The organism is Corynebacterium sp. 74A (assembly GCF_008930665.1).
GTDB classification, from domain to species: Bacteria; Actinomycetota; Actinomycetes; order Mycobacteriales; family Mycobacteriaceae; genus Corynebacterium; species Corynebacterium megadyptis.
In genome coordinates, this window is sequence record NZ_PQMG01000001.1 from 302,559 (window position 1) to 327,562 (window position 25,004).

Annotated in this window: 17 protein-coding genes; 11 read left to right on the forward strand and 6 right to left on the reverse strand. The window is 62.6% G+C overall.

Features of this window, described 5'->3' with window-relative positions; genetic code table 11:
- The first annotated feature begins 323 nt into the window (after positions 1-323).
- Both GBB11_RS01330 and GBB11_RS01335 read left to right on the forward strand, forming a co-directional pair.
- A complete protein-coding gene (locus GBB11_RS01330) occupies positions 324-1,505 on the forward strand; it encodes a PAC2 family protein (protein ID WP_151548718.1) in 1,182 nt (393 codons plus the stop codon).
- Between the two features lie 89 nt (positions 1,506-1,594).
- Complete coding sequence (locus GBB11_RS01335; protein ID WP_151548719.1) at positions 1,595-4,138, forward strand: RNA helicase; 2,544 nt, start codon at positions 1,595-1,597, stop codon at positions 4,136-4,138.
- A 136-nt stretch (positions 4,139-4,274) separates the two neighbouring features.
- Here GBB11_RS01335 and GBB11_RS01340 read toward each other — a convergent pair whose 3' ends face one another.
- On the reverse strand, positions 4,275-4,799 hold the full coding sequence (locus tag GBB11_RS01340; RefSeq protein ID WP_151528613.1) for a carboxymuconolactone decarboxylase family protein: 525 nt from the start codon (positions 4,797-4,799) through the stop codon (positions 4,275-4,277).
- Positions 4,800-4,802: 3 nt separating this feature from the next.
- A complete protein-coding gene (locus GBB11_RS01345; protein WP_151548720.1) occupies positions 4,803-5,399 on the reverse strand; it encodes a peroxiredoxin in 597 nt (198 codons plus the stop codon).
- A 372-nt stretch (positions 5,400-5,771) separates the two neighbouring features.
- Between GBB11_RS01345 and GBB11_RS01350 the strand changes: the two genes are divergently transcribed.
- On the forward strand, positions 5,772-6,743 hold the full coding sequence (locus tag GBB11_RS01350; protein WP_151548721.1) for a LysR substrate-binding domain-containing protein: 972 nt from the start codon (positions 5,772-5,774) through the stop codon (positions 6,741-6,743).
- 63 nt (positions 6,744-6,806) lie between these two features.
- Positions 6,807-10,781, forward strand: coding sequence for an ATP-dependent RNA helicase HrpA (hrpA, locus tag GBB11_RS01355; RefSeq protein ID WP_151548722.1), 3,975 nt, complete (start codon positions 6,807-6,809; stop codon positions 10,779-10,781).
- A 40-nt stretch (positions 10,782-10,821) separates the two neighbouring features.
- On the opposite strand, the gene nrdR is transcribed toward hrpA, so the two are convergent.
- Positions 10,822-11,286, reverse strand: a complete 465-nt coding sequence (gene nrdR / locus GBB11_RS01360) for a transcriptional regulator NrdR (RefSeq protein WP_151548723.1) — start codon at positions 11,284-11,286, stop codon at positions 10,822-10,824.
- A 947-nt stretch (positions 11,287-12,233) separates the two neighbouring features.
- Here nrdR and lexA point away from each other — a divergent pair.
- The 3 genes from lexA to GBB11_RS01375 all read left to right on the forward strand — a co-directional run bounded on the left by lexA (position 12,234) and on the right by GBB11_RS01375 (position 15,237).
- Positions 12,234-12,932, forward strand: a complete 699-nt coding sequence (gene lexA, locus GBB11_RS01365; RefSeq protein ID WP_151548724.1) for a transcriptional repressor LexA — start codon at positions 12,234-12,236, stop codon at positions 12,930-12,932.
- Between the two features lie 557 nt (positions 12,933-13,489).
- Positions 13,490-14,269 carry a DeoR/GlpR family DNA-binding transcription regulator gene (locus GBB11_RS01370; RefSeq protein ID WP_151548725.1) on the forward strand — a complete coding sequence of 260 codons (780 nt, stop codon included), beginning with the start codon at positions 13,490-13,492 and terminating at the stop codon, positions 14,267-14,269.
- On the forward strand, positions 14,266-15,237 hold the full coding sequence (locus tag GBB11_RS01375) for a 1-phosphofructokinase family hexose kinase (protein ID WP_151548726.1): 972 nt from the start codon (positions 14,266-14,268) through the stop codon (positions 15,235-15,237). The genes GBB11_RS01370 and GBB11_RS01375 overlap by 4 nt, the downstream gene beginning before the upstream one ends.
- A 104-nt stretch (positions 15,238-15,341) precedes the next feature.
- Here GBB11_RS01375 and ptsP read toward each other — a convergent pair whose 3' ends face one another.
- Positions 15,342-17,033, reverse strand: coding sequence for a phosphoenolpyruvate--protein phosphotransferase (gene ptsP / locus GBB11_RS01380; RefSeq protein ID WP_151548727.1), 1,692 nt, complete (start codon positions 17,031-17,033; stop codon positions 15,342-15,344).
- 490 nt (positions 17,034-17,523) lie between these two features.
- Here ptsP and GBB11_RS01385 point away from each other — a divergent pair, with 490 nt between their 5' ends.
- The 4 genes from GBB11_RS01385 (at position 17,524) to GBB11_RS01400 (ending at position 21,767) form a co-directional block, all read left to right on the forward strand.
- On the forward strand, positions 17,524-18,303 hold the full coding sequence (locus GBB11_RS01385) for a DeoR/GlpR family DNA-binding transcription regulator (RefSeq protein ID WP_151548728.1): 780 nt from the start codon (positions 17,524-17,526) through the stop codon (positions 18,301-18,303).
- Entirely contained in the window at positions 18,300-19,262 is a 963-nt protein-coding gene (locus GBB11_RS01390; RefSeq protein ID WP_151548729.1) for a 1-phosphofructokinase family hexose kinase, read from the forward strand. Before GBB11_RS01385 ends, GBB11_RS01390 begins: the two co-directional genes overlap by 4 nt.
- Before the next feature lie 31 nt (positions 19,263-19,293).
- Positions 19,294-21,345: a fructose-specific PTS transporter subunit EIIC gene (locus GBB11_RS01395; RefSeq protein WP_151548730.1), complete on the forward strand. Its 2,052-nt coding sequence runs from the start codon at positions 19,294-19,296 to the stop codon at positions 21,343-21,345.
- A 155-nt stretch (positions 21,346-21,500) separates the two neighbouring features.
- A complete protein-coding gene (locus GBB11_RS01400; RefSeq protein WP_151528602.1) occupies positions 21,501-21,767 on the forward strand; it encodes an HPr family phosphocarrier protein in 267 nt (88 codons plus the stop codon).
- 92 nt (positions 21,768-21,859) lie between these two features.
- On the opposite strand, the gene GBB11_RS01405 is transcribed toward GBB11_RS01400, so the two are convergent.
- Positions 21,860-23,149 (reverse strand): uracil-xanthine permease family protein, encoded by a 1,290-nt coding sequence (locus GBB11_RS01405; protein ID WP_151549003.1) that lies wholly within the window; start codon positions 23,147-23,149, stop codon positions 21,860-21,862.
- Between the two features lie 210 nt (positions 23,150-23,359).
- The gene (gene hflX / locus GBB11_RS01410) at positions 23,360-24,898 is read right to left on the reverse strand and encodes a GTPase HflX (RefSeq protein ID WP_151548731.1); all 1,539 of its coding nucleotides are present in this window, start codon (positions 24,896-24,898) and stop codon (positions 23,360-23,362) included.
- Between the last annotated feature and the right edge of the window lie 106 nt (positions 24,899-25,004).

The following is a 25,004-nucleotide window of genomic DNA, read 5'->3' on the forward strand; positions in this document are numbered from 1 at the left end:
CAGTGCACGTTTTTCGGCGCCGCGTTGTGGATGGGGCCGAGTTATCCACAGCCTTCCGCTGAGCGACAGCCCTGCCAGTGGGGAGAGATGCGCTATGGTTATCCGGCTATGCGGTATGCGAAAATAGCGCCACAGAACCACACTGCGTTGGCCCGCACTGGGAATAGCAGGGGCGTCTGTGGCGTTGTTGCTCACATCAGGCCAGCATCCGCACGGTGCTGGACGCCGATGCGGGAGAGACACAGACACTAAGCTAATAACACAGGCGTAACTAGCGCGCCGGCAGGTGTGTTCCGCCCGCTCTATGACCTTAAGGAGACACGATGGCACGAGACGATTTCTCGATGTACGAACTGGAGTACCCTTCTCCAGAGCTGTCTTCCTCCGCCGAGCGAGACAGCGAGGGCAATAGCACTCCGGGGCTAACGATGTTGATTGCTTTGGAGGGCTACGCCGATGCCGGCCGCGCCGTGGAGATGGTATCGCGGCATTTGCTCTCCGCATTGGATCACCGCCTCATTGCCTCGTTTAACAACGATGAACTCATTGACTATCGCTCCCGCCGCCCGCCGGTGGCGATCGATCAGCAGCGCGTAGTCGAGATCGACGATCTCAAGCTCACGCTCAATGTAGTGCGCGATACTAACGGGCGCTCCTTCCTGCTGCTCTCCGGCCCGGAGCCGGATCTGCGCTGGCAGGCGTTTAGCAAGGCTGTGGCCGATCTGGTGGAGCGCTATAATGTCGAACAAACTATTGCGCTCTACGCGGCCCCTATGTCGGTGCCGCATACCCGCCCGCTGATCGTCTCGGCGCACGGCAATGATCCGCAGCTGGTTCAGCCGCTCTACACCATGGATTCTCAGATCATCGTGCCCGGCGCGGCGGCGCTGCATATCGAGCGGCTGCTTAATAAGCGGGGCCGTAATGTTGCCGGCTATACCGCACATGTGCCGCACTATGTCTCCGCCTCGGAGTACCCAGAGGCGGCGTTGAGCCTCTTGCACGCCATTGGTGATGTCGGCGAGCTGGTGCTGCCGCTGAAGTCCTTGCAGGCCGATGCCGAGCGGGTCAAGCGCGATTTGGCGGAGCAGACTTTTAACTCGCAGGAGATTCAGCAGGTGGTCTCCTCCCTGGAGGAGCAGTACGACGAGCAGCTGGCGCGCTTCCGCGAAGCCAACCCCCAAGCGCTTATCCCCCGCAACGTGGAGATCCCCTCCTCCGAGGAGCTGGGCGCGGAGTTTGAGGAGTTTCTTGCCTCCGTTGCCAGCGAGACCTCAGCTGCCGCCGACGGCGAGGAGCATGCGTCAGACGCCGCCGAGGATGGCCAGCCCCGCACCCGCTGGCAGGCCATGCTGGAGCGTCTCGGTGGCGAGGAGCACAGTATGTATCACGCCGAGCCCCAGCAGGATCAGCCCCAGCAGGAGGAGCATCAGGCGGGTGAGAAGGACTCCGCTGCGGAGGATGCCAGCGAAGACGCCGACGGCGGCGAGGGCAATTCCCACTAAGCGGGCGCACGCCCCGCTGCGGCTGCTCCTCACGCGGCTGCGAGGGGCCTCCCGCGCCGCAGCAGCGGGGCTAGGTAGTCTGAGTAAGTGTGAAAACGACGCTAACTCAGTTCCTGCCGGATCTCGCCGAAGTACCCGAGTCGCTGCTCGATGAATCAGTATTCGATTCCTATCTGCGCTGGGTAGACGATAGCGGGATGAGCCTCTACCCCGCCCAAGAGGAAGCGTCACTGGGGATTCTCGCTGGCGATAATGTTATTCTCGCCACCCCCACGGGCTCGGGTAAGTCCATGGTGGCGATTGCCGCGGCCTTCATCGCGATGGCGCGCGGCCAGCGTTCCTACTACACCGCCCCCATCAAGGCGCTGGTGAGCGAGAAGTTCTTCGCCCTCTGCGATATTTTCGGCCCCGAGCAGGTGGGGATGATGACCGGCGATGCCACCGTCAATGGCTCGGCCCCCATCATCTGCGCGACCGCGGAGATCGTGGCCAATATTGCCCTCCGCGATGGCAAGGATGCCGCCATCGACCAGGTGATCATGGACGAGTTCCACTACTACTCCGATCCCCAACGGGGCTGGGCGTGGCAAGTGCCGCTGCTCGAGCTGCCCAAAGCGCAGTTCCTGTTGATGTCCGCCACCCTGGGCGATACCACGCACCTAGAAAAGGACCTCAGCGAGCGCACGGGGCGAGATACCACCTTGGTCGCGGGGGCGACTCGACCCGTTCCGCTGGAGTTTTCCTATGTTTATACCCCGGTGCACGAGACCATCGAGAAGCTGATCTCGCAGGACAAAGCCCCCATCTATGTGGTGCACTTCACCCAACGCGAGGCCACCGAGCGCGCCCAGGCGCTGACCTCGCTGAAGGTTATTAACGATGAGGAAAAGAAGAAGATCGCCGAGGAGATCGGCTCCTTCCGCTTCTCTACTCGTTTCGGCACCACCTTGTCCTCGCTACTGCGCAAGGGCATCGGCATCCACCATGCCGGCATGCTGCCGAAGTATCGCCGCCTCGTCGAACGCCTCTCCCAGACCGGACTATTGAAGGTCATTTGTGGCACCGACACCCTGGGTGTGGGTATCAACGTGCCCATTCGCACTGTATTGATGACGGGGCTAGTGAAATTCGACGGCCAGCGCCAACGCCTCGTGAAATCGCGGGAGTTCCACCAGATCGCCGGGCGCGCAGGCCGGGCCGGCTTCGACACGGTGGGCACCGTGGTTATTGAAGCGCCGGAGCATGAGATCGAAAACTATAAGCTGCGCAAGCGCGCCGGCCAGGATGAGGCGAAGCTGAAGAAGCTCCGCAAAAAGGCCGCCCCGAAGGGCGAGGTGACGTGGACGGATACCACCTATGAGCGGCTTATCGACGCCGAGCCAGAGAACATGCAATCCCAATTTAGGGTGTCGCACTCCATGCTGCTCAACCTGCTCGCCCGCGAGGGCGATGGGCTCCACCACATCACGGAGCTGATCCGACGCACCCACGACCCGCGCGCTAAACAGAACACCGAGCTACTCACTTCTATCGACTTGATTAAGGGCTTGGTGGCGACAGGTATCGTCGATAAGCATGCTGGGAGTGACCCGCATGAGGAGCGCTATCAGCTCACCGCCGAGCTGCAGCGAGACTTTGCCCTCAACCAGCCACTGGCGCCCTTTGCCATCGCCGCACTCGAAGTATTGGACCCAGAGTCGGAGACCTTCGCGCTCGATGTGATCTCGGTATTTGAGGCGATTCTGGAAAATCCCCGACAGCTGCTGGTCGGCCAGGAACGCGCCGCGCGAGGGGCGGAAATTCAGGCGCTCAAAGCGGAGGGCTACGACTATCACGATCGCATGGCGATGATCGAGGGGATCACCTATCCGCAGCCGCTGAAGGAGCTGCTGGAGCAGACCTACGACACCTATGCCGAAACCCAGCCCTGGGTGAAAGAGTTTGAGTTAAAGCCGAAATCAGTGGTGCGGGAAATGATCGAAAAGGCCATGACCTTCTCCGATCTCGTCTCCACCTATCAGCTGGCCCGCTCGGAGGGGGTGGTATTGCGGTATCTCACCGATGCGTGGCGCACCCTCGAGCACTCGGTGCCGCCGGAGTATCGCAACGAGCAGGTCGACGACATCATTGTGTGGCTGGGCGAGCTGGTGCGCCAGGTCGATTCCTCGCTCTTGGATGAGTGGGCGCATATGGCCGATCCCGACCAGCCCATCGATCAGGACACCGTGGATCAGCAGGTGGCCTTTGGGGTGGAGGATCCGAGCGCGCTCAGCGCCAATCGCCGCGCCTTCACCATCATGGTGCGCAACTACTTCTTCCGCCTCACCCAGCTCTTCGCCTATGAGGAGGAGGACGCCCTCGCGCAGATGGTGGCCTATCTCGACGATGCCCCAGACTTCCCCACTGCCATGGACGCCTATTTCGACGAATACGCGGACATGGATGTGGGACCTGAGGCGCGCGGCCCCGAATACTTCCACCTCACTCAGAATGGGCGCAGCTGGTCGGTACGGCAAATATTCAAAGACCCCGAGGGCGATAACTCCTTCGCGCTCCAGGGCGTCGTGGATCTCGATGCCTCGGATGCAGCCGGCGAGGTGCAGCTCAGCGCCCTGCAGCTCGATTATCACTAGGCAGCACCCACCTGAGACATCACCGCGCTGCCTATGACCAGGATCGGTACTGGGCAGCGCGGTGTCGTGTGTAGACATACAAAAGACGACGCTCCATCGATGTTGATGGGCGTCGTCTAGGTGCGAGACTCGGCTCTTAGCGAGCAGCCTCAATCTCTACAGCTTGGGCAACAGCCTGGACGGTGGCGGCGACCTTCACGGCCTCCCACACCTGCTCCTTGGTGAGCCCCTCTTCGCGCACGGTCTTATCGTGGGCGACCGAGCAGTGCTCGCAGCCGTTGATGGTGGACACGGCGAGGGAGTACAGCTCGAAGTCGGCCTTATCGATGCCCGGCTTGGCGATGATGTTCATGCGCAGACCGAACTTCACCTTGGCGTAGTCATCGCCCAGCCAGCCCTTGGCGCGGTAGGCAACGTTGTTCATCGCCATGATGGTGGCGGAACCCAAGGCGGCGTCGAAAGCCTCCTCGGAGAGGTGCTCCTTGGCCTCGTCGGCGATCTCGGAGAACACGGTCTCGTTGCGGGTAGCGGCGGCGGAGGCCACGAGGGCGCCCCACAGCTGCTGCTCGTTGAGCTCAGAGGTGCGGGTCAAAGAACCCAGGTTGAGCTTGACGTCCTTGGCGTAATCGGGCAGGGACGAACGCAGGTTATCAATCGACATCTATTACTTCAGACCTTCCTGGAGCACGTCCATCTTGTTGATGTTCTTGGTGGGGTCATTAGCTTCCCAGTTGCAGGCGCAGACCTCTTCGGACTGGAGAGCGTCGAGGGCGCGCAGCACCTCGTCGACGTTACGGCCCACAGCGTCCGGGGTCACGGACACGAACTGGATCACGCCATCGGGATCGATGATGAAGGTGGCGCGGTCAGCAACACCGTCGGCGTTCTCCACACCGAGGGTGCGGATAAGCTCGTGCTTGACGTCGGAGAACATCGGGAAAGGAACGCCCTTGAGCTCCGGGTGGGTGGCACGCCAGTTGAAGTGAGCGAACTCGTTATCGGTGGAGCCGCCGAGCACCTGGGTGTCGCGATCCAAGAACTCCTCGTTCAGCTTGCCGAAGGCAGCGATCTCGGTCGGGCACACGAAGGTGAAGTCCTTGGGGTAGAAGAACACAACCTTCCACTGACCCTCGTACTTGTCGAGGGAGACAGTCTCGAAATAATCCTCGGGAGAGGTGGCGTTGGCCTCGTGCAGGTCGCCGCCCTTAAGAGCAGTGAGCTCGAACTCAGGGAACTTTTCTCCAACGGTCATGATAGCCATGTGTTTTCCTCCAAATATCGCTGATGCGATGTAGCAATGTACAAGCGGTGCAGACAGCTGTGCTGATGTCCGCAGTGCAGACAACAACTGTCCGCGGGCTTAGTGTGCAACACCGATGGGCGCGGCGGGCGACTGTGCACCATAACGTGAGGCATCTCACCTCTGTCTGGCTGTGGTCGCTGCCGCATCGTGGCGAAAGAGCCGCAATCTGGGCTTTTAGCCCTCCCATTTCTGGGAAAAGCAGCTCATCCTCACGGGATGCAGTGGGCTTATAAGCTCCTGCCCCGCCATCTGCGTTGCTGCCATAAGTATGCCACATATTCCGCTGACGTCAAGAGGTAAAACTTTTTGTCTTGTTATAGAGTAATAAGTATGAACAATAAAGACTACCGCCCGACTCTTGCGCAGCTGCGCACCTTCGTCACCATCGCGGAAAAACGGCACTTCGGCATCGCCGCCGCCAAACTCAACATCTCTCAGCCTTCGCTCTCCCAGGCGCTCGCCGCCCTCGAATCCGGGCTCGGAGTACAGCTGATCGAACGCTCCACCCGTAAGGTCATCGTCACCCCGATAGGCGCGAAACTGCTCCCCTTCGCCAAGGCCACCCTGGAGCAGGCCAATTCCTTCCTCTCCCAAGCACGCGGCGCCGATGGACCACTCCAAGGCCCCTTAACGATTGGCATTATTCCCACCGCCGCGCCCTATCTCTTGCCTGAGCTGCTCACCTTGCTCTATCAGGACTATCCCGAGCTGGAACCGCGCATCGTCGAAGATCAAACCCACTATCTTGAGACCATGCTCCGTGATGGCCAAATCGACTGCGCCCTACTGGCCACCCCCGTAAGCCGCAGCGGTCTCGAGAGCTATTCCCTCTACGACGAGAACTTCGTTATCGCCGTCAACGACAAAGATCCACTGGCCGGCCGCACTGACGTCACGCTGTCGTCGTTAAAGCAACTCCAACTGCTCTTGCTTGACGACGGCCACTGCTTGCGCGATCAGATCATTGATCTCTGCCGCGTGGCCAAGACTGATCCAGAAGATCAATCCTCCACCTTCACCCGCGCCACCAGCCTCACCACGGTGCTGCAGTGCGTGGGCGCCGGCTTCGGCTCGACTCTCATCCCCGCCTCCGCCCTGAAAGCCGAGGGCAGCCGGCAAGGCGTGGCCATCGCCCACTTCGCCCCCTCGGTGACAGCCCAGCGCACCATGCGCTTGGTCTATCGGGCCTCCTCCTTCCGCAGCGAGGACTTCGCCGCGCTCGGCAAGGAGATCACCCGCGCCTACCAGGCCACGATCAGCGCCACCGCCGAGGATCGCCGCGAGGACTCGCCCAGCGCCTAAGACGATCACAGGGTGCGGGCTACTCGCCCTTGGATGCTGCTAGTGGCTAGAATCTAAGTTCTTATGCCTCGCTCTGAACACGGATCCCCTGCAGCATCGTCTTCCGCACCGAGTAAGAAGGACCTGCTCGCGCGGCTTGAGAACGTATCGCTTGCCGCCGAGCGCTCTTTCCGGCGGCGACTGCGCAAGGCCCGCTCCCCACGAGCGTTGAACGCGATTGCCGCCGATATCGACTCCGCTGAGCTTTCTGTGCTTGCCATCGACGAGCGGGTACCAACGCTGAGCTATCCCGAGAGCCTGCCCGTCTCTGCCCGGCGCGAGGACATCAAGGAGGCCATCCGCGATCACCAGGTGGTGATCATCGCGGGTGAAACGGGCTCGGGTAAAACCACCCAGATCCCGAAGATGTGTCTCGAGCTCGGCCGGGGTCGGCGCGGACTAATCGGCCACACCCAGCCCCGCCGTTTGGCCGCCCGCACCGTGGCTGAGCGCATCGCCTCCGAGCTCGATCAGCAGATCGGCGACTCGGTAGGCTATGCCATTCGTTTCGATGATCGCGTCTCGGAGACCACTGCGGTCAAGCTGATGACCGACGGTATCCTGCTGGCCGAGATGCAGCGCGATCGTTATCTCAACGCCTATGACACGATCATCATCGATGAGGCCCATGAGCGCTCGCTGAATATCGATTTTCTTCTCGGCTATCTCAAACGCCTGCTCCCGAAGCGCCCCGATTTGAAGGTGATCATCACCTCCGCCACGATCGACCCCGAGCGTTTCGCCACGCACTTTGGCAGCGAATCCACCCCGGCACCCATCATTGAGGTCTCGGGGCGCACCTACCCGGTGGAGATTCGCTACCGCCCCTTGGAGATCACCCAAGGGGAGAAAACCATTGATATTGATCCCCTCGATGGGTTGCTCGAGGCGATTGAGGAATTAATGCAGGAGGGGCCGGGCGATATCCTGTGCTTCTTCCCCTCCGAGCGCGATATTCGCGACGCCATGGAGGCCATCGAGGCCAAGCGCTATCGCGGCGTAGAGGTCACTCCCCTCTTCGGCCGGCTATCGAATGCCGAGCAGCATCGCGTCTTCTCCCCGCATGCGGGACGACGCATCGTCCTTGCCACCAACATCGCCGAGACCTCCCTGACCGTGCCCGGTATTCACTATGTGATCGATACCGGCACGGCTCGTATTTCTCGCTATTCCACCCGCACCAAGGTGCAGCGGCTTCCCATCGAGGAGATCTCCCAGGCGAGCGCCCGCCAACGTTCTGGCCGCTGTGGCCGTGTGGCTGAAGGTATTGCGATTCGCCTCTACTCGGAGCAGAATTTCCTCTCCCGCCCCGAGTTCACTGACCCGGAGATATTGCGCACCAACCTCGCCAGCGTCATCTTGCAGATGGCGTCGTTAAGGCTGGGCGCGATCACGGAGTTTCCCTTCGTGCAAGCACCGGAGTACAAGGCGATTCGCGATGGTTTGATGCTGCTGCACGAGCTCGGGGCGCTGGAGCAGGGGGAAAAGGACGGCAACCCGATCCTCACCCCGATCGGTCGGCAGCTGGCGCGTATCCCGTTGGATCCCCGTTTGGCGCGCATGCTCATTGCGGGCAATGAGCGCGGAGTCGCCCGCGATGTCATGGTGCTCACGGCCGCGCTGACTATTCAGGATGTGCGGGAACGCCCCCTCGAAAAGCAGGCCCAAGCCGATCAGGCCCACGCCCGCTTCAAGAACACCAGCAGCGATTTTCTCAGCCTGCTCAACCTGTGGGACTACATCCAGGCCTCGCGGGCGGAACTCTCGGGCAATAAGTTCCGCAAGAAAATGCAGAGCGAGTATCTGCACTATATGCGTATCCGCGAGTGGTGGGATCTGGTGCGACAGCTGGAGCAGGTGGCCCGCCAGCTGGGCTGGAAGCGCCACGACGCCCCCACCGAGCCCGAGGCCACGCCCGAGGAGGTGATCGCCCGGAATCAGGACACAGAGCATCGCGATGTCACGGGTATTCACATGAGCATGCTCGCCGGTTTGCTCTCTCATATCGGTGTGCGCGAGGAAAAAACCAAGGAGTATCTGGGCACCCGCACCACCCGCTTTAGGATTTTCCCCGGCTCACATGTAGCGAAAAAGCAGCCGGCCTATGTGATGGCCGCCGAGCTGGTGGAGACCTCCCGCCTCTGGGGGCGCACCGTGTCCGAGATTGATCCGCGCTGGGTGGAAAAGCTAGCCAAAGATCTCCTGCGCCATCAGTATTCCGAGCCGCATTGGTCCTCGAAGCGGGCCGCCGCGATGGTCTATCAGCGCTCCACGCTGTGGGGCGTGCCCGTGGTGGTTGATCGGCTGACGGCCTATCACACGGTTGATCGGGCCGCGGCGCGGGATATGTTTATCCGCCACGCCCTGATCGAGGGCGATTGGAACACCCACCACGAGTTCTTCCACTCGAATGCCGCCAAGCTCGACGAGGCCTCCCACCTCGAGGCCAAGGCCCGCCGCCGTGACATCGTGGTGGACGAGGACACTCTCTTTCGCTTCTATGATGAGCGACTGCCCGAGGATGTGACCACGGGCCCGAGCTTTGATGGCTGGTGGAAGCGCAAGCGGCGGGCCGCCGCCGACTATTTGGACTTCGATCCGGCGAAGCTGGTGAACCCTGACGCCGAGGATGTGGCCGAGGAGGCCTTCCCCGATAAATGGCAGCAGGGCTCGCTGGTGTTCGACCTCAGCTACGAGTTCGAGCCGGGCTCCGAGTTCGACGGCGTGACCGTGCGTATCCCCATCCCCGTGCTCGCCGGCGTGGAGGCTGCCGAATTCGCCTGGCTGGTACCTGGCCTGCGCTCCGAGCTCATTACCGAGCTGTTGCGCAGCTTGCCGAAGCATCTACGCCGCAGTGTTGTCCCAGCACCCACCTTCGCCGAACGGGTGCTGCCGAGCTTGGTGCCCTATACCTCTACCGTGACCCAGCAGCTGGCCGAGGGGCTGAACAAGCTCGGGGCCACTGGGATTAATCCCGGCGATTTCTCCTTCGAGAAGCTAGACCCGCACCTGCGGATGACCTTCGCCGCCATTGATAAGCGGGGAAAAGTGGTGGATCACGATAAGGATCTGGAAGCGTTGAAGAAGCGTCAGGCCGGCCGGATTCAGTCCTCGGTGCGCAAGCGCGCCCACTCCCGCGCTGCCGCTCCCGTGCACAGCTGGGATAAGAATTCGATTGGTGAGATCGCGGAAACCCACGACACCCAGGTGGATGGGCAGAGCTTTACCACCTACCCGGCGCTGGTCATCAAAGATGGCGGCTTGGTGGTGGAGGCTATGCCCACCAAGGAGGCCGCCGATGCGGCGATGCTCACGGCGCAATTGACTCTGCTGATGCGCTCCATATCCGTGAATCAGCGCCAGATGCTCAATGGTTTGCCGCTCAAGCAGCGCGTGGCCGTGGAGAACTACCCGCACGGCAAGGCTGCGGGCTTGATTGAGGATGCGCGGGTAACCGCGATTCGCGACCTCATGCTCGCCCACGGCGGGCCGGTACGCACCCCAGAAGAGTTCGAGACCCTCAGCACCGCTGTGAGCCCCGAGGTGCCCGGCCGAGTGCGTTCCATCATCGTGGCACTCGCCCCGGGCCTAGTGGACTATTCCTATCTGGCGAGCGAGCTCGAGCAGTGGACAGGCGACGCCATTGCGGACATGAAACAGCAGCTGGAGTTTCTGCTGCCGCAGGGAGCAGTAGCCAAACACGGTATCGAACATCTCCGCCATCTCCCCCGCTATCTGGCCGCGATGCGGATCCGGCTCGACGATATGGAGCGCGACCCTGACCGTGATTTCGACTTGCTCGATGAGATCGAGGCTGTGGAGGACGCCTTAGAGAAACGGCTCAGTTCTCTACCGGATAATCGCGCCCGCACCCGCGAGGTGAAAGATATTCGATGGATGATTCAAGAGTTTCGGGTCTCGCTTTTTGCCCAGCGCCTCGGCACCTCTGGCCCAGTCTCGGCAAAGCGCATCGAGAAAGCGATCGCCCGCCTGCGCTAATAGCGGGCCGAGCCGGCTGCGGACTGGTGGTGGCCGCGTCCTAGAAGGAGTCTGACTTCTTCGCGACGCGACGCATCTTGCGGATTTCTGCCTCGAAGTCATCGGCGCTACTAAAGGAGCGGTAGACGGAGGCAAAGCGCAGATAGGCGACCTCATCGAGCTCGCGCAAAGGCTCGAGAATCGCTAGGCCAATGTCATTGGCATTGACTTGTGAGCTGCCGTGGCTGCGCACCGTCTCCTCCACCTCTTGGGCCAGCCGCTTGAGTGCATCATCGGAGACATCGCGGCCTTGGCAGGCGCGTCGCACACCTGTGATCACCTTCTCGCGGCTAAAGGGCTCGGAGACGCCATTGCGCTTGAGCACCAACAGCATGGCCTTTTCGATGGTGGTAAAGCGACCACCGCACTCAGAGCATTCGCGGCGACGGCGAATGGCCGATCCGGCATCAATGACTCGCGAGTCGATCACGCGCGAGCTCTGATTCTGACAAAAGGGACAGTGCATGGTGGCGAATCCTCAATATCCAATCCGATCAGTTGCCGGCACACACCGCCGACACAGCGGTTCTGAGAACCTCACCTCACACCGCTATCTGACACGACAGTCTAGCGAAGCGCGACCCAGCGCCGAGACCAGCCACCGCGCTGGGTGGCCGCCGCGGCGTCGCCCCTACTTGCTGTGCTACCGCATGCTCGCGCTCTGGGTGATGAGGTTCGGCGGGGTGTGTGAAAGCTGGGTATCTTGAGCGCTCATTGCGGCATGGAAGCCACCAGCCAAGAGCACGCCCACACAGGTGGACACGAGCGCCTGCTTCAGCACGCCACGCCACGGCGCGCCGTGCGCCTTCTTCGCTATACCCGCGGAGCGGCCATTCGAACGATCACACGTATCCCACGCGAGCCTGGAAACCGAAGCAGTATGCACCCCGTGGGCATCACCGCCCGCCCCACAGGATCGCCGTGGTGTTCTATCTGAATGAGAAAGCGTTCGAACACCGCATGCGGAGAGGGAGAGCTCTCGACGCTGCACACCACTCCAGGTTGCCGCCGGAGACACCACCACCGGAGAAGGCTGGGGGCGCGAAGAAGCCACTCCACGAGTGCTTCGAGGTGCAGATACGGGATTGAGGGAGAGAGTCATGAGAAGTCCTTTCACTGAGCGAGTACATCACTAGGGGCCACTGTAGGCAGAGCGCGGGACGTTCGACACAATCCTTCACTCACATGTTCGACTATAGCCAGTGTGTTCGATAGCTCGCAAGTGGAATCGAACACCGCACTGATGCTTGCTCTGCTGGGCGAACAGCCGTATGATTTGAAGAGAAAATGTTCGATTGGGCGTGTTCGAACACCACGCACCCTTTCGGGCCGCATCGCCCGGTGGGCCACCTCGGCTCCACTCGCACCCTGCACCTGCACGCTCATCGCCAGACAACTTTCGAAGGACACCTCATGGCCCGCACCCCCTCCGAACCTGACTACAGCGCCCTCTCCGAGCGCCAGCGGCGCATTCTCGAAGTAATTCGGGATGCCGTAGTTCTCCGCGGCTATCCGCCGAGCATTCGCGAGATTGGTGATGCCGCCGGACTGCAGTCCACCTCCTCCGTGGCCTATCAGCTCAAAGAGCTGGAGAAGAAGGGCTTTTTGCGGCGCGACCCCAATAAGCCGCGTGCCGTCGACGTGCGCCACCTGCCGGAGTCGGCGAAGCGCCCCGGCCCGAAACCGAAGCGCACCCAGAAGCCCTCCCCCGCCGATGAGGTTCCGGAAAGCACGTCCAGCACCACCTATATTCCGGTCGTGGGTTCCATCGCCGCAGGTTCGCCGATCCTCGCCGAGCAAAACGTTGAAAGCTATTACCCACTACCGCAGGACATTGTGGGCGATGGTGAGCTCTTTATGCTCCAGGTCGTTGGTGAGTCCATGAAAGATGCCGGCATCCTCAATGGCGACTGGGTGGTTGTCCGCTCCCAGCCCGTCGCCGAAATCGGCGAGTTTGTGGCGGCCATGATCGATGGCGAAGCAACGGTGAAAGAGTTCCACAAGGATCGCAGTGGCGTCTGGCTGGTTCCGCACAATATGGAGTTCGACTGGATCAAGGGCGATGAGGCAGAGATCCTCGGCAAAGTCGTATCCGTTATGCGCAAGCTCTAAGTAGCCCGATTCCCACAGAACGGGCAGTGTGTGGCCACCTGAGCGCCGAGAAACGGGGCACAATCCACGCCTAGCTAGCGCCTGAGGCCACATACTTCTCACCCCACGAACAGGGAATTACCCTCATTCGTGGGGTTTTTACTGTGCACGCGGCCCGCTGTTGCCAATATAACAGCATCGGACATCACATTCCGTGCGCTCACGCCGAGCACCAGAGTCACCGCAGCTCATCACAGCAGCACACACGCCTGCGCGCCTAGCGATGGAGCATCCTACGGGAGCGGAGGCCGGACACAATGCGGAGAAATGCCACACCCATGTGTGGAATTTGGCCCGATTCTTTCTAGTTTTTCGCCCGATCGTGCGAAAATGGATCTACATAATTCGATAACAAACCCACATAGTGCACGCCGCGAACTTTTATTTTCACACACGCAGCCTCGCCGTTGGTGCCCCGCACAGTGGGTGATTATCTGTATATGGTCTGCCCCAGCTGTTGGCGCGAGCGCGGCTGTATGCGGACGCGTTTGTTCTAACTTGAGGAGAAGTGGACACCGATGTACGCCGAAGAACGCCGGAGACAAATTGCCTCCCTGACATCGATCGAAGGCCGCGTGAATGTCACGGAATTGGCCACCAAGTTTGGTGTCACCGCGGAGACCATTCGCCGCGATCTCGCCGTCCTTGACTCCGAGGGCACCGTGCACCGCGTGCATGGTGGTGCGGTGGCGAGCCAAAGCTTCCAGACGGCCGAGTTCAGTGTGGATGCCCGCTCCCGCTCCGCCTCTGGGGCAAAATCCGCCATCGCCCGCGCTGCTATGGAATTTCTCCCCGAGCGCTCGGGCGGGATGTTTCTCGACGCCGGCACCTCTATTTCCGCCCTCTGTGAACTTATTTCCGAGCACCCCAATGCCCGTGCGTGGTCGATTGTAACGAACTGCCTCGCTCACGCGATGCACCTCGCCAGTAACGGTTTGGACGAGGTGCAGCTCCTCGGCGGCTCCGTTCGTGCCATCACCCAAGCTGTGGTCGGCGATACCGCACTGCGGACTCTCGCGCTGATGCGTGCTGACGTAGCCTTCATCGGCACCAATGCCTTAACACTCGATCACGGCCTCTCCACTGCGGACTCCCAAGAGGCCGCGGTGAAACGCGCTATGATCACCAACGCCCGCAAGGTTGTTGTGCTGTGCGACTCCACCAAACTGGGCAGCGACTACTTGGTGAGCTTCGCCTCGATCACCGATATTGATGTGCTCATTACCGATGCGGGCGCACCGCAGACCTTCGTGGATAATCTGCGCGAACGCGGCGTTCATGTGGTGTGCGCCCAATGATTCTTTGCGTCACCCCCACCCCCGTGCTTCAGCGCGCGGCGCGGATCTCCTCCCCCATTGCTCCCGGCGAGGTCAACCACTTCAACGATGTAGGCATTACCGCCGGCGGTACCGGCACCAATGTGGCCTATGCCCTCTATCTAGCGGGCCAGTCCGCCCAGGCTCTCTTCCCTGCCCCACAGATCAGCCACTACATGCGCCTGATCACTGAGATGGGCTTGGCCCATGACTTTATTGAGGTGCCCGGCCCGATTCCCATGCACTCTGCCGTGATCGAGTCGGATCTGACCACCACCGAGTTCAGGGATCCGCCGATGCCGCTCGATAGCCACCAGCTGGCGATGCTGCGGGATAAGACGGTCGCCGCGGCCGAGCATCGCGGATCGGTGCTGCTTACCGGCCCGCTGCCCATTGTGGCCACCCACGGTTGGTATTCGGATGTGCTGCGCAGCCTGTGCCTCTACCACCCCACCAAGAAGGTCTCAATCGCCTCGACGGGGCCGGCGCTGCAGGCCGTGTTGCGCCAAGTGGGCACGATTGCCCCGCATTCCGTGATGTGCCACCTCGAAGACATCGCCACATGGGCCCGCGGCGACATCGATGAGCTGCGCTCCCGCCTCCGTGACGAACCGGAGTCCAGCGCCCAAGAGCTGGCCCGCACCTGTCAGCCCTTGCTCGATGCCGGCATCCATACCCTTCTCATTGGTATTGATCGCCGTCACAGCCTGCTGCTGACGGAATCCATGAGCGCGCTCGGGCGCTACACCGGCACGCCGGGCTATATGTCTATCCCCTGGCGCGATAGCCTAGTCGCTGGTTTCCAGCTCGGGGTGTGCGAGGATGCGCCCTTAGACGAGCAGCTGCGGCTCGCCGTCGCCTTCGGCGCAGCCGAGGGCGATAGTCTGCATTCGTTCATGCCCACCAAGGATGGCGCCCGCTGTGACCAGGTGGAGATACTCCCTCTTTAGGGCTGCGTCGATACGCTCCGCGCCCCACAGACATCAACACCGCGCCGGCGACTACGAGAGGTAATCAGGTAGTCGCCGGCGCGGTGCGTAGAGACTGCGGCAGCTTAGAGGCCAAGCAGTTCGCGCACTGCGCCCTTGGCCTCGGTGGCGCCGGCGGAGTCCAGTGCCACGGCAGCGGCGTGCTGGCACTCCTCGAGAGTGACATGCGCCAGCTGGGCACCAACGCCGGCAATGGCGGTGGCGGCGGCGGAGAGCGAGTTAACGCCGAGGCCGGTGAGCACACAGGCCAGTGCCGGATCGGCGGCAGCCTCGCCACACACGCCCACGGCGGTGTTCGTTTCCTTGCCCTGCTCGCAGGTGCGCTCGATCAGGCGCAGCACGGCGGGCTGCCACGGATCGGTGAGGTAGGCCAGCTGCGGTGACATGCGATCGGCGGCCATGGTGTACTGCGTGAGGTCATTGGTACCGATGGAGACGAAGTCCAGATGCGGCATGAGCTTATCCGCCATCAAAGCGGCAGCCGGAACCTCGATCATGGCGCCGGGGATGAGGTTGCGCTCGCGGCACAGACCGGCGAACCACTTGGCCTCGCGGGCGGTGGCCACCATCGGCGCCATTACCCAGGTGGGGGCGGCTTCGTCGCGGCCTAGGCTCTCGCTGGCCAGGGCGATAGCGTCGAGCTGGCGCGTGAGCAGGGCCTCATTCGCTCGGGCGATACGGAGACCACGCACACCAAGGGCGGGGTTTTCTTCCTCTGCCATATTGGCGAAGGCCACCGGCTTATCCGAGCCGGCATCGAGAGAGCGCACCACAACCTTGTTGGAGGGGAACACCGACAGCACCTTCTTATACACCTCTGCCTGCTCCTCAACGGAGGGCTCGGAGGTGGCAGACAAGAAGCACATCTCGGTGCGGAAAAGGCCAATGCCCTCGGCCGGGGTTTGGGCGGCCACACGGGCGGCGTTGCCATCCTGGACGTTGGCCAAGAGCTGCACGCGGTGGCCGTCCATGGTCTGGGCGGGACCGCGCCAACGGGCGACGCGCTCGGCCATCTCGCGGGACTTGCGTACCTCGGCGGCAGCGAACTCCGGATCGGCGTGGGTGGAGACGGTCCCCATGGCACCATCGACGAGCACCTCGGTGCCGGATTCGATCTCGTGGATGCCCTTGCCCGCAGCAACGATACAGGGCACGCCCAGCTGGCGGGCCAGAATAGCGGTGTGGCTGGTGGGACCACCCAACTCGGTGACGAGCGCGGTGAAGTAGGTGGTATCGAGAGCCGCGGTATCCGCCGGGGAGAGGTCATCGGCGAAAAGCACGACTTCCTTGTTCACGGCCGGCAGGCCGGGCTCTTGCTCGCCGCGCAGCTCGGCGATCACGCGGTCACGGATATCGCGCAGGTCGGTCACGCGCTCCGCCATCACTCCGCCGGCGGTCTCGAACATGGTGATGAACTTATTGGTGGCAGTCACCACGGCGTACTCGGCCGGGTGGCCGCCGCGGATGGCCTTGCGTACGGTCTTCTGCCAGCCCTTGTCCCGCACCATTCCGGCGGTGGCTTTGAGAATTTCCTTGGCGTGGTCGACCGCATCGGCCGAACGGTTCTCGAGGCGTTCCGCCACGGTGGCGGCTGCAGCTTGGAAGCGCTCGAACTCGGCGTCGCGCTGCTCCTCTTCAATAACGGGACCCGAGGTGGGCAAAGCGGGGCGTGGACGAATCCACACGGCCTCGGCGTAGCATACGCCCGGCACAACGCCGGTTCCCTTGTATGTGGTGGCTTGGGAGGTATCAGTCATGAGGCGGGGACACCTTTCTTATATGGGCGTCGTGTGATGGTTTGGTTACTATCTGTGCTGTCCATCCTATGTGTGGGATGCCACGAGCAGTGTCACGCTGCTCACACTGCACCGCGAGACGGTGATATCTAGATAGTCTGTCGCACCGATTGATGCCGGTCACTATGACAGGAACATTGTGTTCGGAGCCTAGGGACTCAATATAGCACGCCTAGAATGTCCGAGCGGCAAAGAATGGAACAGAATCCAACATCACATTTTTGACAAACCCACATAAATGGGCGTAAACAGATAGGTTGAACAACATTCTCAGGACGTCCCCTCCCGAGAAGGGGTGTAGGGCCCATCACCTGTGCATTGTGGCCCTTCCCGGACCGTACCGTCTGCGCGGCCACAACGGCATGTGTGGTTTTCACCACACCACCACTGTCCTCGCGTCCCGACCGTACGGCCCCACCCCTCCCCACACGATCACTAAGGGCTGACACGTATGCTTTCTGTCCATCAGCGCAGAGGAGAGATTTCCTCGCTGACGAACACGCAGGGCCACTCCTCGGTGGCTGAGCTGGCGACCCGTTTTAATGTCACCCCAGAGACGATTCGTCGGGATCTCAAACAATTGGAGAATGCGGGATTATTGCAGCGGGTCCATGGCGGCGCCGTGGTACATCAGTCCGGGCAGCAGTCGCGGCGTTCCTATGCGGCCGCCGAGCTCGAGCGTTCCCGCGAAAAGCGCACCATCGGTGAGCTCGCGGCCACCCTCATCCCGGACGGGCCCGCGGCTATCTTCATGGACGCTGGTACCTCCACCAATACCCTCGCCAGCGTGATGGCTGAGCGCTACAGTGAGCAGTCGTGGACGATTGTGACCAATTCCTTGTCCATCGGCATCACCTTGGCCGCCGCCGGTGTGCCTGGGGTGAATCTGGTGGGCGGCACGATGCGCGCCTTCACCCGTTCGGTCATTGGGGAGCAGGCCGTGGACACCATCTCCGCCTTGCGCGCCGATATCGCCATTATGGGCACCAACGGCCTCAGCGAGGCACATGGGTTGTCTACCCCCGATCCCTCTGAGGCGGCGATCAAAAGAATGATGGTGCAGAATGCCTCCACAGTGATTGCGCTCTGTGACTCGTCAAAGTTCGGGCAGGACTACATGGTCACCTTCGCCGATATGAGTGATGTGGACTATGTGGTCACCGATGAAAACGTCGACAGCCACTACAGAGACACTCTAGAAGCCCACGGAATTGAGGTCGTGCACCCGTGATCGTCACGTTCACCCCCAACCCGAGCCTGGATCGCACGCTGTCGCTCGAGGAGCCGCTCAGCCCGGGCTCTGTGCAGCGTCTGAGCGAAACTATCGATTTCGCCGGCGGCAAGGGAATCAATGTGGCCCATGCCTGCGCCCTCGCCGGGGAGGATACCCTCGCCGTCTTACCTGCCCGCGCGACCGATCCTTTTCTCATGGTCATGCAGGAAACCCCTATCCCCTTCGAGGCCACTCCCTCCTCGGGTACGGTGCGCACGAATATCACGATCACCGATAGCGCTGGGGAGACCACCAAGCTCAACGGCCCGGGCCCGGTGCTCAGCCCGCTCGATGTGGATGCCGCCTTGTCCACACTCATCGAGCATGCCGCCGAGGCCGATTACATGGTGCTGGCCGGTTCCCTGCCCCGCGGCGTGGACGTGGATTTCTATTGCACGCTCGCCCGCACGCTTCACGACGCCGTCCCGCAGCTCCCGCTCGCCATTGACACCTCCGATGACCCGCTGCGCGCCCTCGCACCGCAGCTGGAATCGCTCCAGCTTGATGTGTTGAAGCCCAACGGCATGGAACTGGGGCAGATTGTCGGCGTCTCTGGCGCCCGCCTCGAGGCCAGCGCCCACGCGGGCGACTACGCACCGGTGGCCGAGGCCGCCAGCCATCTCATCGCCCGCGGATTGAGCACCTGCATCACCACTCTCGGCGCGGCTGGTGCGGTACTGACCACCGCAGAAGGCTCGTGGGTGGCCCGGAGCGAGGCGATCACTCCTGTCTCCACGGTGGGGGCCGGCGACTGTACCCTTGCCGGCTATGCCATGGCCCGCACCCGCGGTGATAGCCCCTGCCATGCCCTGAAGCTAGCGGTGTCCTATGGCACCGCAGCGACCCTCAAGCCTGGCACGATGATTCCTAGCGCCGCGGATGCCGCAGCCATCCGAGTGGACGTCGACAAGCTATAAAGCGCACCATAGAGCGAGGACACACCGCTTCATGACAGACTCCATCATCGCCGAGTCCGTGGTCTCTGTGGACGTCGACTTGGGGGCTCGGCCCGCAGAAGTCATCTCAGCATTGGCCACGCGCATTGCCGATGCCGGGCGAGCACGTTCCGCCGCGGCGCTGGCTGACGCTGCCCTCACCCGCGAGGACTCCGCCGGCACCGGTGTCGCCGGCCGCGTCGCTATCCCCCACTGCCGCAGCGCCGCCGTCACCGCGCCCACCGTGGCCTTCGCGCGGCTGAGCCGTCCCGTGGATTTCTCCGGCCCCGATGGCGACGCCGATCTCATCTTCCTCATCGCCGCACCAGAAGATGGCGGCGCGGAGCACATGCGCATCCTCTCGCGTTTGGCGCGGGCGTTGGTGCAGCAGGAGTTCCGCACCGCGCTTCGCGACGCCACCTCCCCCGAGGAGGTGGTGCGTGCGGTCACTGGTGCTCTCGCCGCCACGCAGCGCCGCCCACGCAGCGCCACCGCATCCCCGCAGCCGCGAGTCCGCCGGATCGTGGCGGTGACCGCCTGCCCCACCGGGATCGCGCATACCTACATGGCCGCCGATGCTCTCAAAGTCGCCGCTGCAGAACGTGCGGATGTGGACCTGCAGGTAGAGGCCCAGGGATCCTCCTCACTCCAGCCGCTCGATCCGGCGGTGATCGCCGCCGCCGATGCCGTGATCTTTGCCAGCGATGTGGGCATACACGACAGCCAGCGCTTTGCCTCCACCCCCGTGGTCGAATCCGGGGTGAAGCGAGCCATCAACGAACCCGCCGCGATGCTGGATGAGGCGCTTGCTGCGGCGGACAACCCCGCGGCACCCACCGAGGCTGAATCCGTTCCCGCCGCCACCCCCGAGCGCAGTGCTGGGCAGGCGAGCTGGCTCACCCGCATGCAGCAGACGGTGATGACTGGGGTGTCCTATATGATCCCCTTCGTTGCCGCCGGCGGTTTGCTGCTGGCTCTCGGCTATCTGGTGGGCGGGATGGAGACCTCCAGCTACTGGCAGGGCATCCTCGCCCAGTACTCGCTTAGTACTCTGCCGCCGACGGAGTTTATGAGCCAGACTGGTGCTGCCGTCTCCTTCGACCGGCCCGCGCTCGCGGTGTATATCGGCGCCGTGCTTATCGCCACCGGTCAGGCCGCGATGAGCTTCATCGTGGCCGCGCTCTCCGGCTATATCGCCTATGCGCTCGCCGATCGCCCCGGTATCGCCCCTGGTTTTGTCGGCGGCGCGATCTCCGTGGCGGTCGGGGCCGGCTTCATCGGTGGGCTCGTTACCGGCCTTATCGCCGGCGCGGTGAGCGCCTGGATCACCAGCTGGCGGGTACCGCAGGTGCTGCGCTCGCTCATGCCGGTGGTGATCATTCCCTTGCTGAGCACCCTCAGCGTGGGGCTTGTGATGTTCCTGCTTTTAGCACGTCCCCTCGAGGCGGTCATGACGGGGCTCAGCGAGGGCTTGGCGGGCATGTCCGAATCCTACGCGGTGCTGCTCGGCATTGTGCTCGGAGTGATGATGTGCGTCGATCTCGGCGGCCCGGTGAACAAAGCGGCGTATCTCTTCGCCACCGCGGGGCTGTCCACCGGCGATGAGGCCTCGCTGCACATCATGGCTGCGGTGATGGCGGCCGGCATGGTTCCGCCTCTCGCGCTCTCGCTCGCCACCTGGCTGCGGGCCTCAGCGTTTAGCACGGCCGAGGTAGATAACGGCAAGTCGGCGTGGGTGCTGGGATTGAGCTTCGTCTCCGAAGGGGCGATCCCCTTTGCCGCCGCCGATCCGCTGCGCGTGATCCCCTCGATGATGGCTGGCGGTGCGGTCACTGGGGCGCTATCCATGGGCCTGGGCGTGGCATCCCACGCCCCACATGGCGGCATCTTCGTACTTTTCGCCATCACGCCGATCACCGGCTTTCTCGTCTCTCTGCTCGCCGGAGTAACAGTGAGCGCGGTGTGCGTGATCGCTACTAAGACTCTGATCAGGTCTCGCTCGGCGCCGCTCGGCGCCGCCGGCGCGGACTCTGGTCACGAGAGAAATGCCACAGCGCAGGTTTAAGCTGCGGCATCTCTGCTAAAACATCCCACCTCGGGTGTTACGCAAGCTGCTTTTATCCACGGATGTGACTATCCTTGGGTGAGAACTATTAAGGCCCCTTGCTTCTACAGTGGGGCTAGCGTAGACACCCTTTTATAGAAAGGACATTATCCATTATGGCTTCTAAGACCGTGACTGTCGGCTCCGCTGTCGGCCTCCACGCCCGCCCCGCCACCATCATCGCCGAGGCTGCCGGTGAGTTCGATGAGGACATCTTCCTCAACCTCGTTGGTGACGACGACGAGGACACCGACGCCGCCTCCTCCCTGATGATCATGGCCCTCGGCGCCGAGAAGGGCGACGAGGTTGTTGTCACCTCCGACAACGCCGAGGCTGTGGAGAAGATTGCTGCCCTGATCGAGAAGGATCTCGACGCCGAGTAATCCTTCGCTCACGCAGATACATCTACTGCCGCCCACCACATGGTGGGCGGCAGTAGATGTATGACACCGCTCTGGACAATCCTCGACGGGGTCTAGGCGGGGCGCTCGGCCGGGACGTAGCGCCCCTCACCGAGGCTGCGGTAGAGCTTCATCATCACGGGATAGAACACGATGATCCCGGCAGAGCCCCAGGCGATGCCCTCCAGCGAGATCGAGCCAATAGACAAGGTGAGATTGCCGATACCGGCGACCAGCGCAACCGCCGCAGCCATGAGATTGACGGGGTTATTAAAATTGACGCGGTTGTCCTGCCAGATCCGCACCCCCAGCATGCCAATTAGGCCATAGAGCACCAAGGTGGCCCCACCCAAGACGCCGACGGGAATGGTGAAAATCAGCGCCCCGAACTTCGGGATGAAGGCGAGTGCCACCGCAGTAAAGGCAGCGACCCAATAGGCGGCGGTGGAATAAACCTTGGTGGCGGCCATGACACCGATATTCTCCGCATAGGTGGTGGTGCCGGAGCCGCCAAAACCACCCGCGAGCATGGTGGCCATACCATCGGCCATGAGCGCATCGCCTGCCAGATCATCCATATCCCGGCCCGTCATTTCGGACACGGCTTTGACGTGGCCCACATTCTCCGCGATCAGCACAATGACCACCGGCAGGGTCACGAGAATCGCGCTGAGCTCGAAGTGCGGGCTATGGAATGTAGGCAGCCCCACCCACGGGGCGGCGTCGATAGTGTCCACGGCGCCCTCGGGCAGGTTGCCGGTAAGCGCGGCGAAGATCCATCCCACGAGCACACCAATGAGGATGCCGAGGCGGGCGACCATACCGCGCCCAGCCACGGTAGCACCGAGAATCACCAGCAGCGTCACCGTGGCCACGAGCGGCTGGGTTTGGAAGTTTCCGGCCGCCGTGGGGGCAAGATTCAGCCCGATCAGCGCCACAATGGCGCCGGTCACTGCCGGCGGCATCACCGCATCAATCACCTGTTTGCCGGCGGCCTTAACGATCACACCCACCAGCACCAGGGTGAGACCGGCGATGAGCACACCACCGATTTGGGTGCCGATACCCGATCCTTGGGTAGCGCTCAGCGGCGCGATGAACGCAAAAGAACTGCCCAAATAGGAGGGCAGCCGGTTGCGGGTGACGAGCAAGAAGAGCATCGTGCCCAGACCCGAAAACAACAAAGTGGTGTTCACGGGGAAGCCGGTGAGGGTGGGCACCAGCAGCGTCGCACCAAACATGGCGATCACATGCTGCATGCCGATGCCGATGGTGCGCAACCAGCTCAGTCGCTCCTCGGGGGCCACCACCGCGCCGGGCAGGATCCTTTTGCCATCGCCATGCACCGCCCAGCCGAGGCCCAGCGGCCCCGTTCCGCCGCGGCCGGCGCTATCGCTCGAGCGGGAGGAGGTGTCTTGAGATATCGCAGGATTATTCACAAACCTCCACTCTATAACGCGCAGGATGCGCAGCAGAGAGTGCCTCAGCCTAGACGGGGCGCCACCGCTCGAGGGCCCCTCCTCGGCGATGGCGCTAGCGGATCCAGCGAGAGGGCGTCGATAAGCGCTTCTGCCCTAGTGCGTGTGCACCACGTAGCGGGCGAGCTCCGCGGCCAGCTGCCGGGGCAAACGCACATCCATGGTGGTGCCCTCCTCGCCATACTCCTCGCCCAAGACGGTGGCCTGATCGTGCAGGCGCGCCACCACATCACCATCGGTGAAGGGAATGAGCATCTCCACGTGCGCGTCGAGGCTGTTGAGGAATAGCTCGATGCGGGCCTGTAGCTCCGCGATGCCCTCGCCCGTGTGCGCGGAGACGAACACGCAATCATCCAACACGGCCTTGGCCTCGGCGAGCACCAGCGGATCTGCCTGGTCGATCTTGTTCACCACAATGATCTCCGGCGGGGCCTGGGTGTCTTGCTCGCGCACAATATCGGTGATCACCTCGTTGACGGCCTCGATCTGCTTCAGCGGGAAGGGATCAGAGCCATCGACCACGTGCAGCAGCAGATCGGCCTCGAGAATCTCCTCCAACGTGGAGCGAAACGCCTCCACTAGGTGGGTAGGCAGGTGCCGGACGAAACCGACCGTATCGGTGAAGATCACACTGCGACCATCGGCGAGCTCGGCGCGCCGGGTGGTGGGATCCAGGGTGGCGAAGAGCGCATCCTCCACCAGCACACCGGCGCCGGTGAGGGCATTGATCAAGGAGGACTTGCCGGCATTGGTATAGCCGGCAATCGCGATTTGCGGGGTGGTCGAGCGCTGGCGGCGGGCGCGCTTGATATCGCGGGAGGTCTTCATCCCCGCGATCTCCTTGCGCAGCTTGGCCATGTCCGAGCGCAGGCGGCGGCGGTCCGCCTCAATCTTGGTTTCACCGGGACCGCGCAGGCCGACGCCGCCATTCGACCCGGCGCGACCGCCGGCTTGGCGGGACAGCGCCCCACCCCAGCCGCGGACGCGGGTGATGAGGTATTCCATCTGGGCGAGTGCCACCTGCGCCTTACCCTCATTGGACTTCGCGTGCTGGGCGAAGATATCGAGAATGAGCATGGTGCGGTCGACGACCTTGACGTCTAGGGCCTTTTCGAGGGCGATCATCTGACCGGGGCTGAGCTCGCCATCGCAGACCACTGTGTCGGCGTCGGTGGCTTCCACGAGGTGGCGCAGCTCGGTGACCTTGCCGGCACCGATATAGGTTCCTGGGTCCGGTTTGTCTCGCTTTTGGTAGAGCACCTCGACGACGTCGGAGCCGGCGGTTTCGGCCAAGGCTTGCAACTCGGCGAGGGTGGCCTCGATTTCGGCGCTGGTGCCCTCGGTCCATACGCCGACGAGGATGACGCGCTCGAGGCGGAGTTTGCGGTACTCCACGTCATAACCGTCATCGCGCTCGGTGCGGCGGATTTGGGTGTCGCGGGTGATGTGGCGGAAGCGGCCGCGCTCCTCGAGCTCAAGCTCACCGGTGGTGGGGGTCTCGGTGGCGGCAGCCGGGGTGGGGTTGGCAGAAATGAGCCCGGTGTGGTCCCGACCGGCGTCGCGTTCCTCCGGCACAACGGTGGGCCGGTGATCGCGGAATGCCTCAGTCATAAGTTCATCATGAGAATCTGTCATCGTATCCGCGATCCTACAGTAGTGCTCGTCTCACCTGCGACATTCCTTCTGGGGTGCGCCCTCCCGCGCCCGCGGTGGGGAGTGCGCCCTCCCCTGCCGCCGCTTA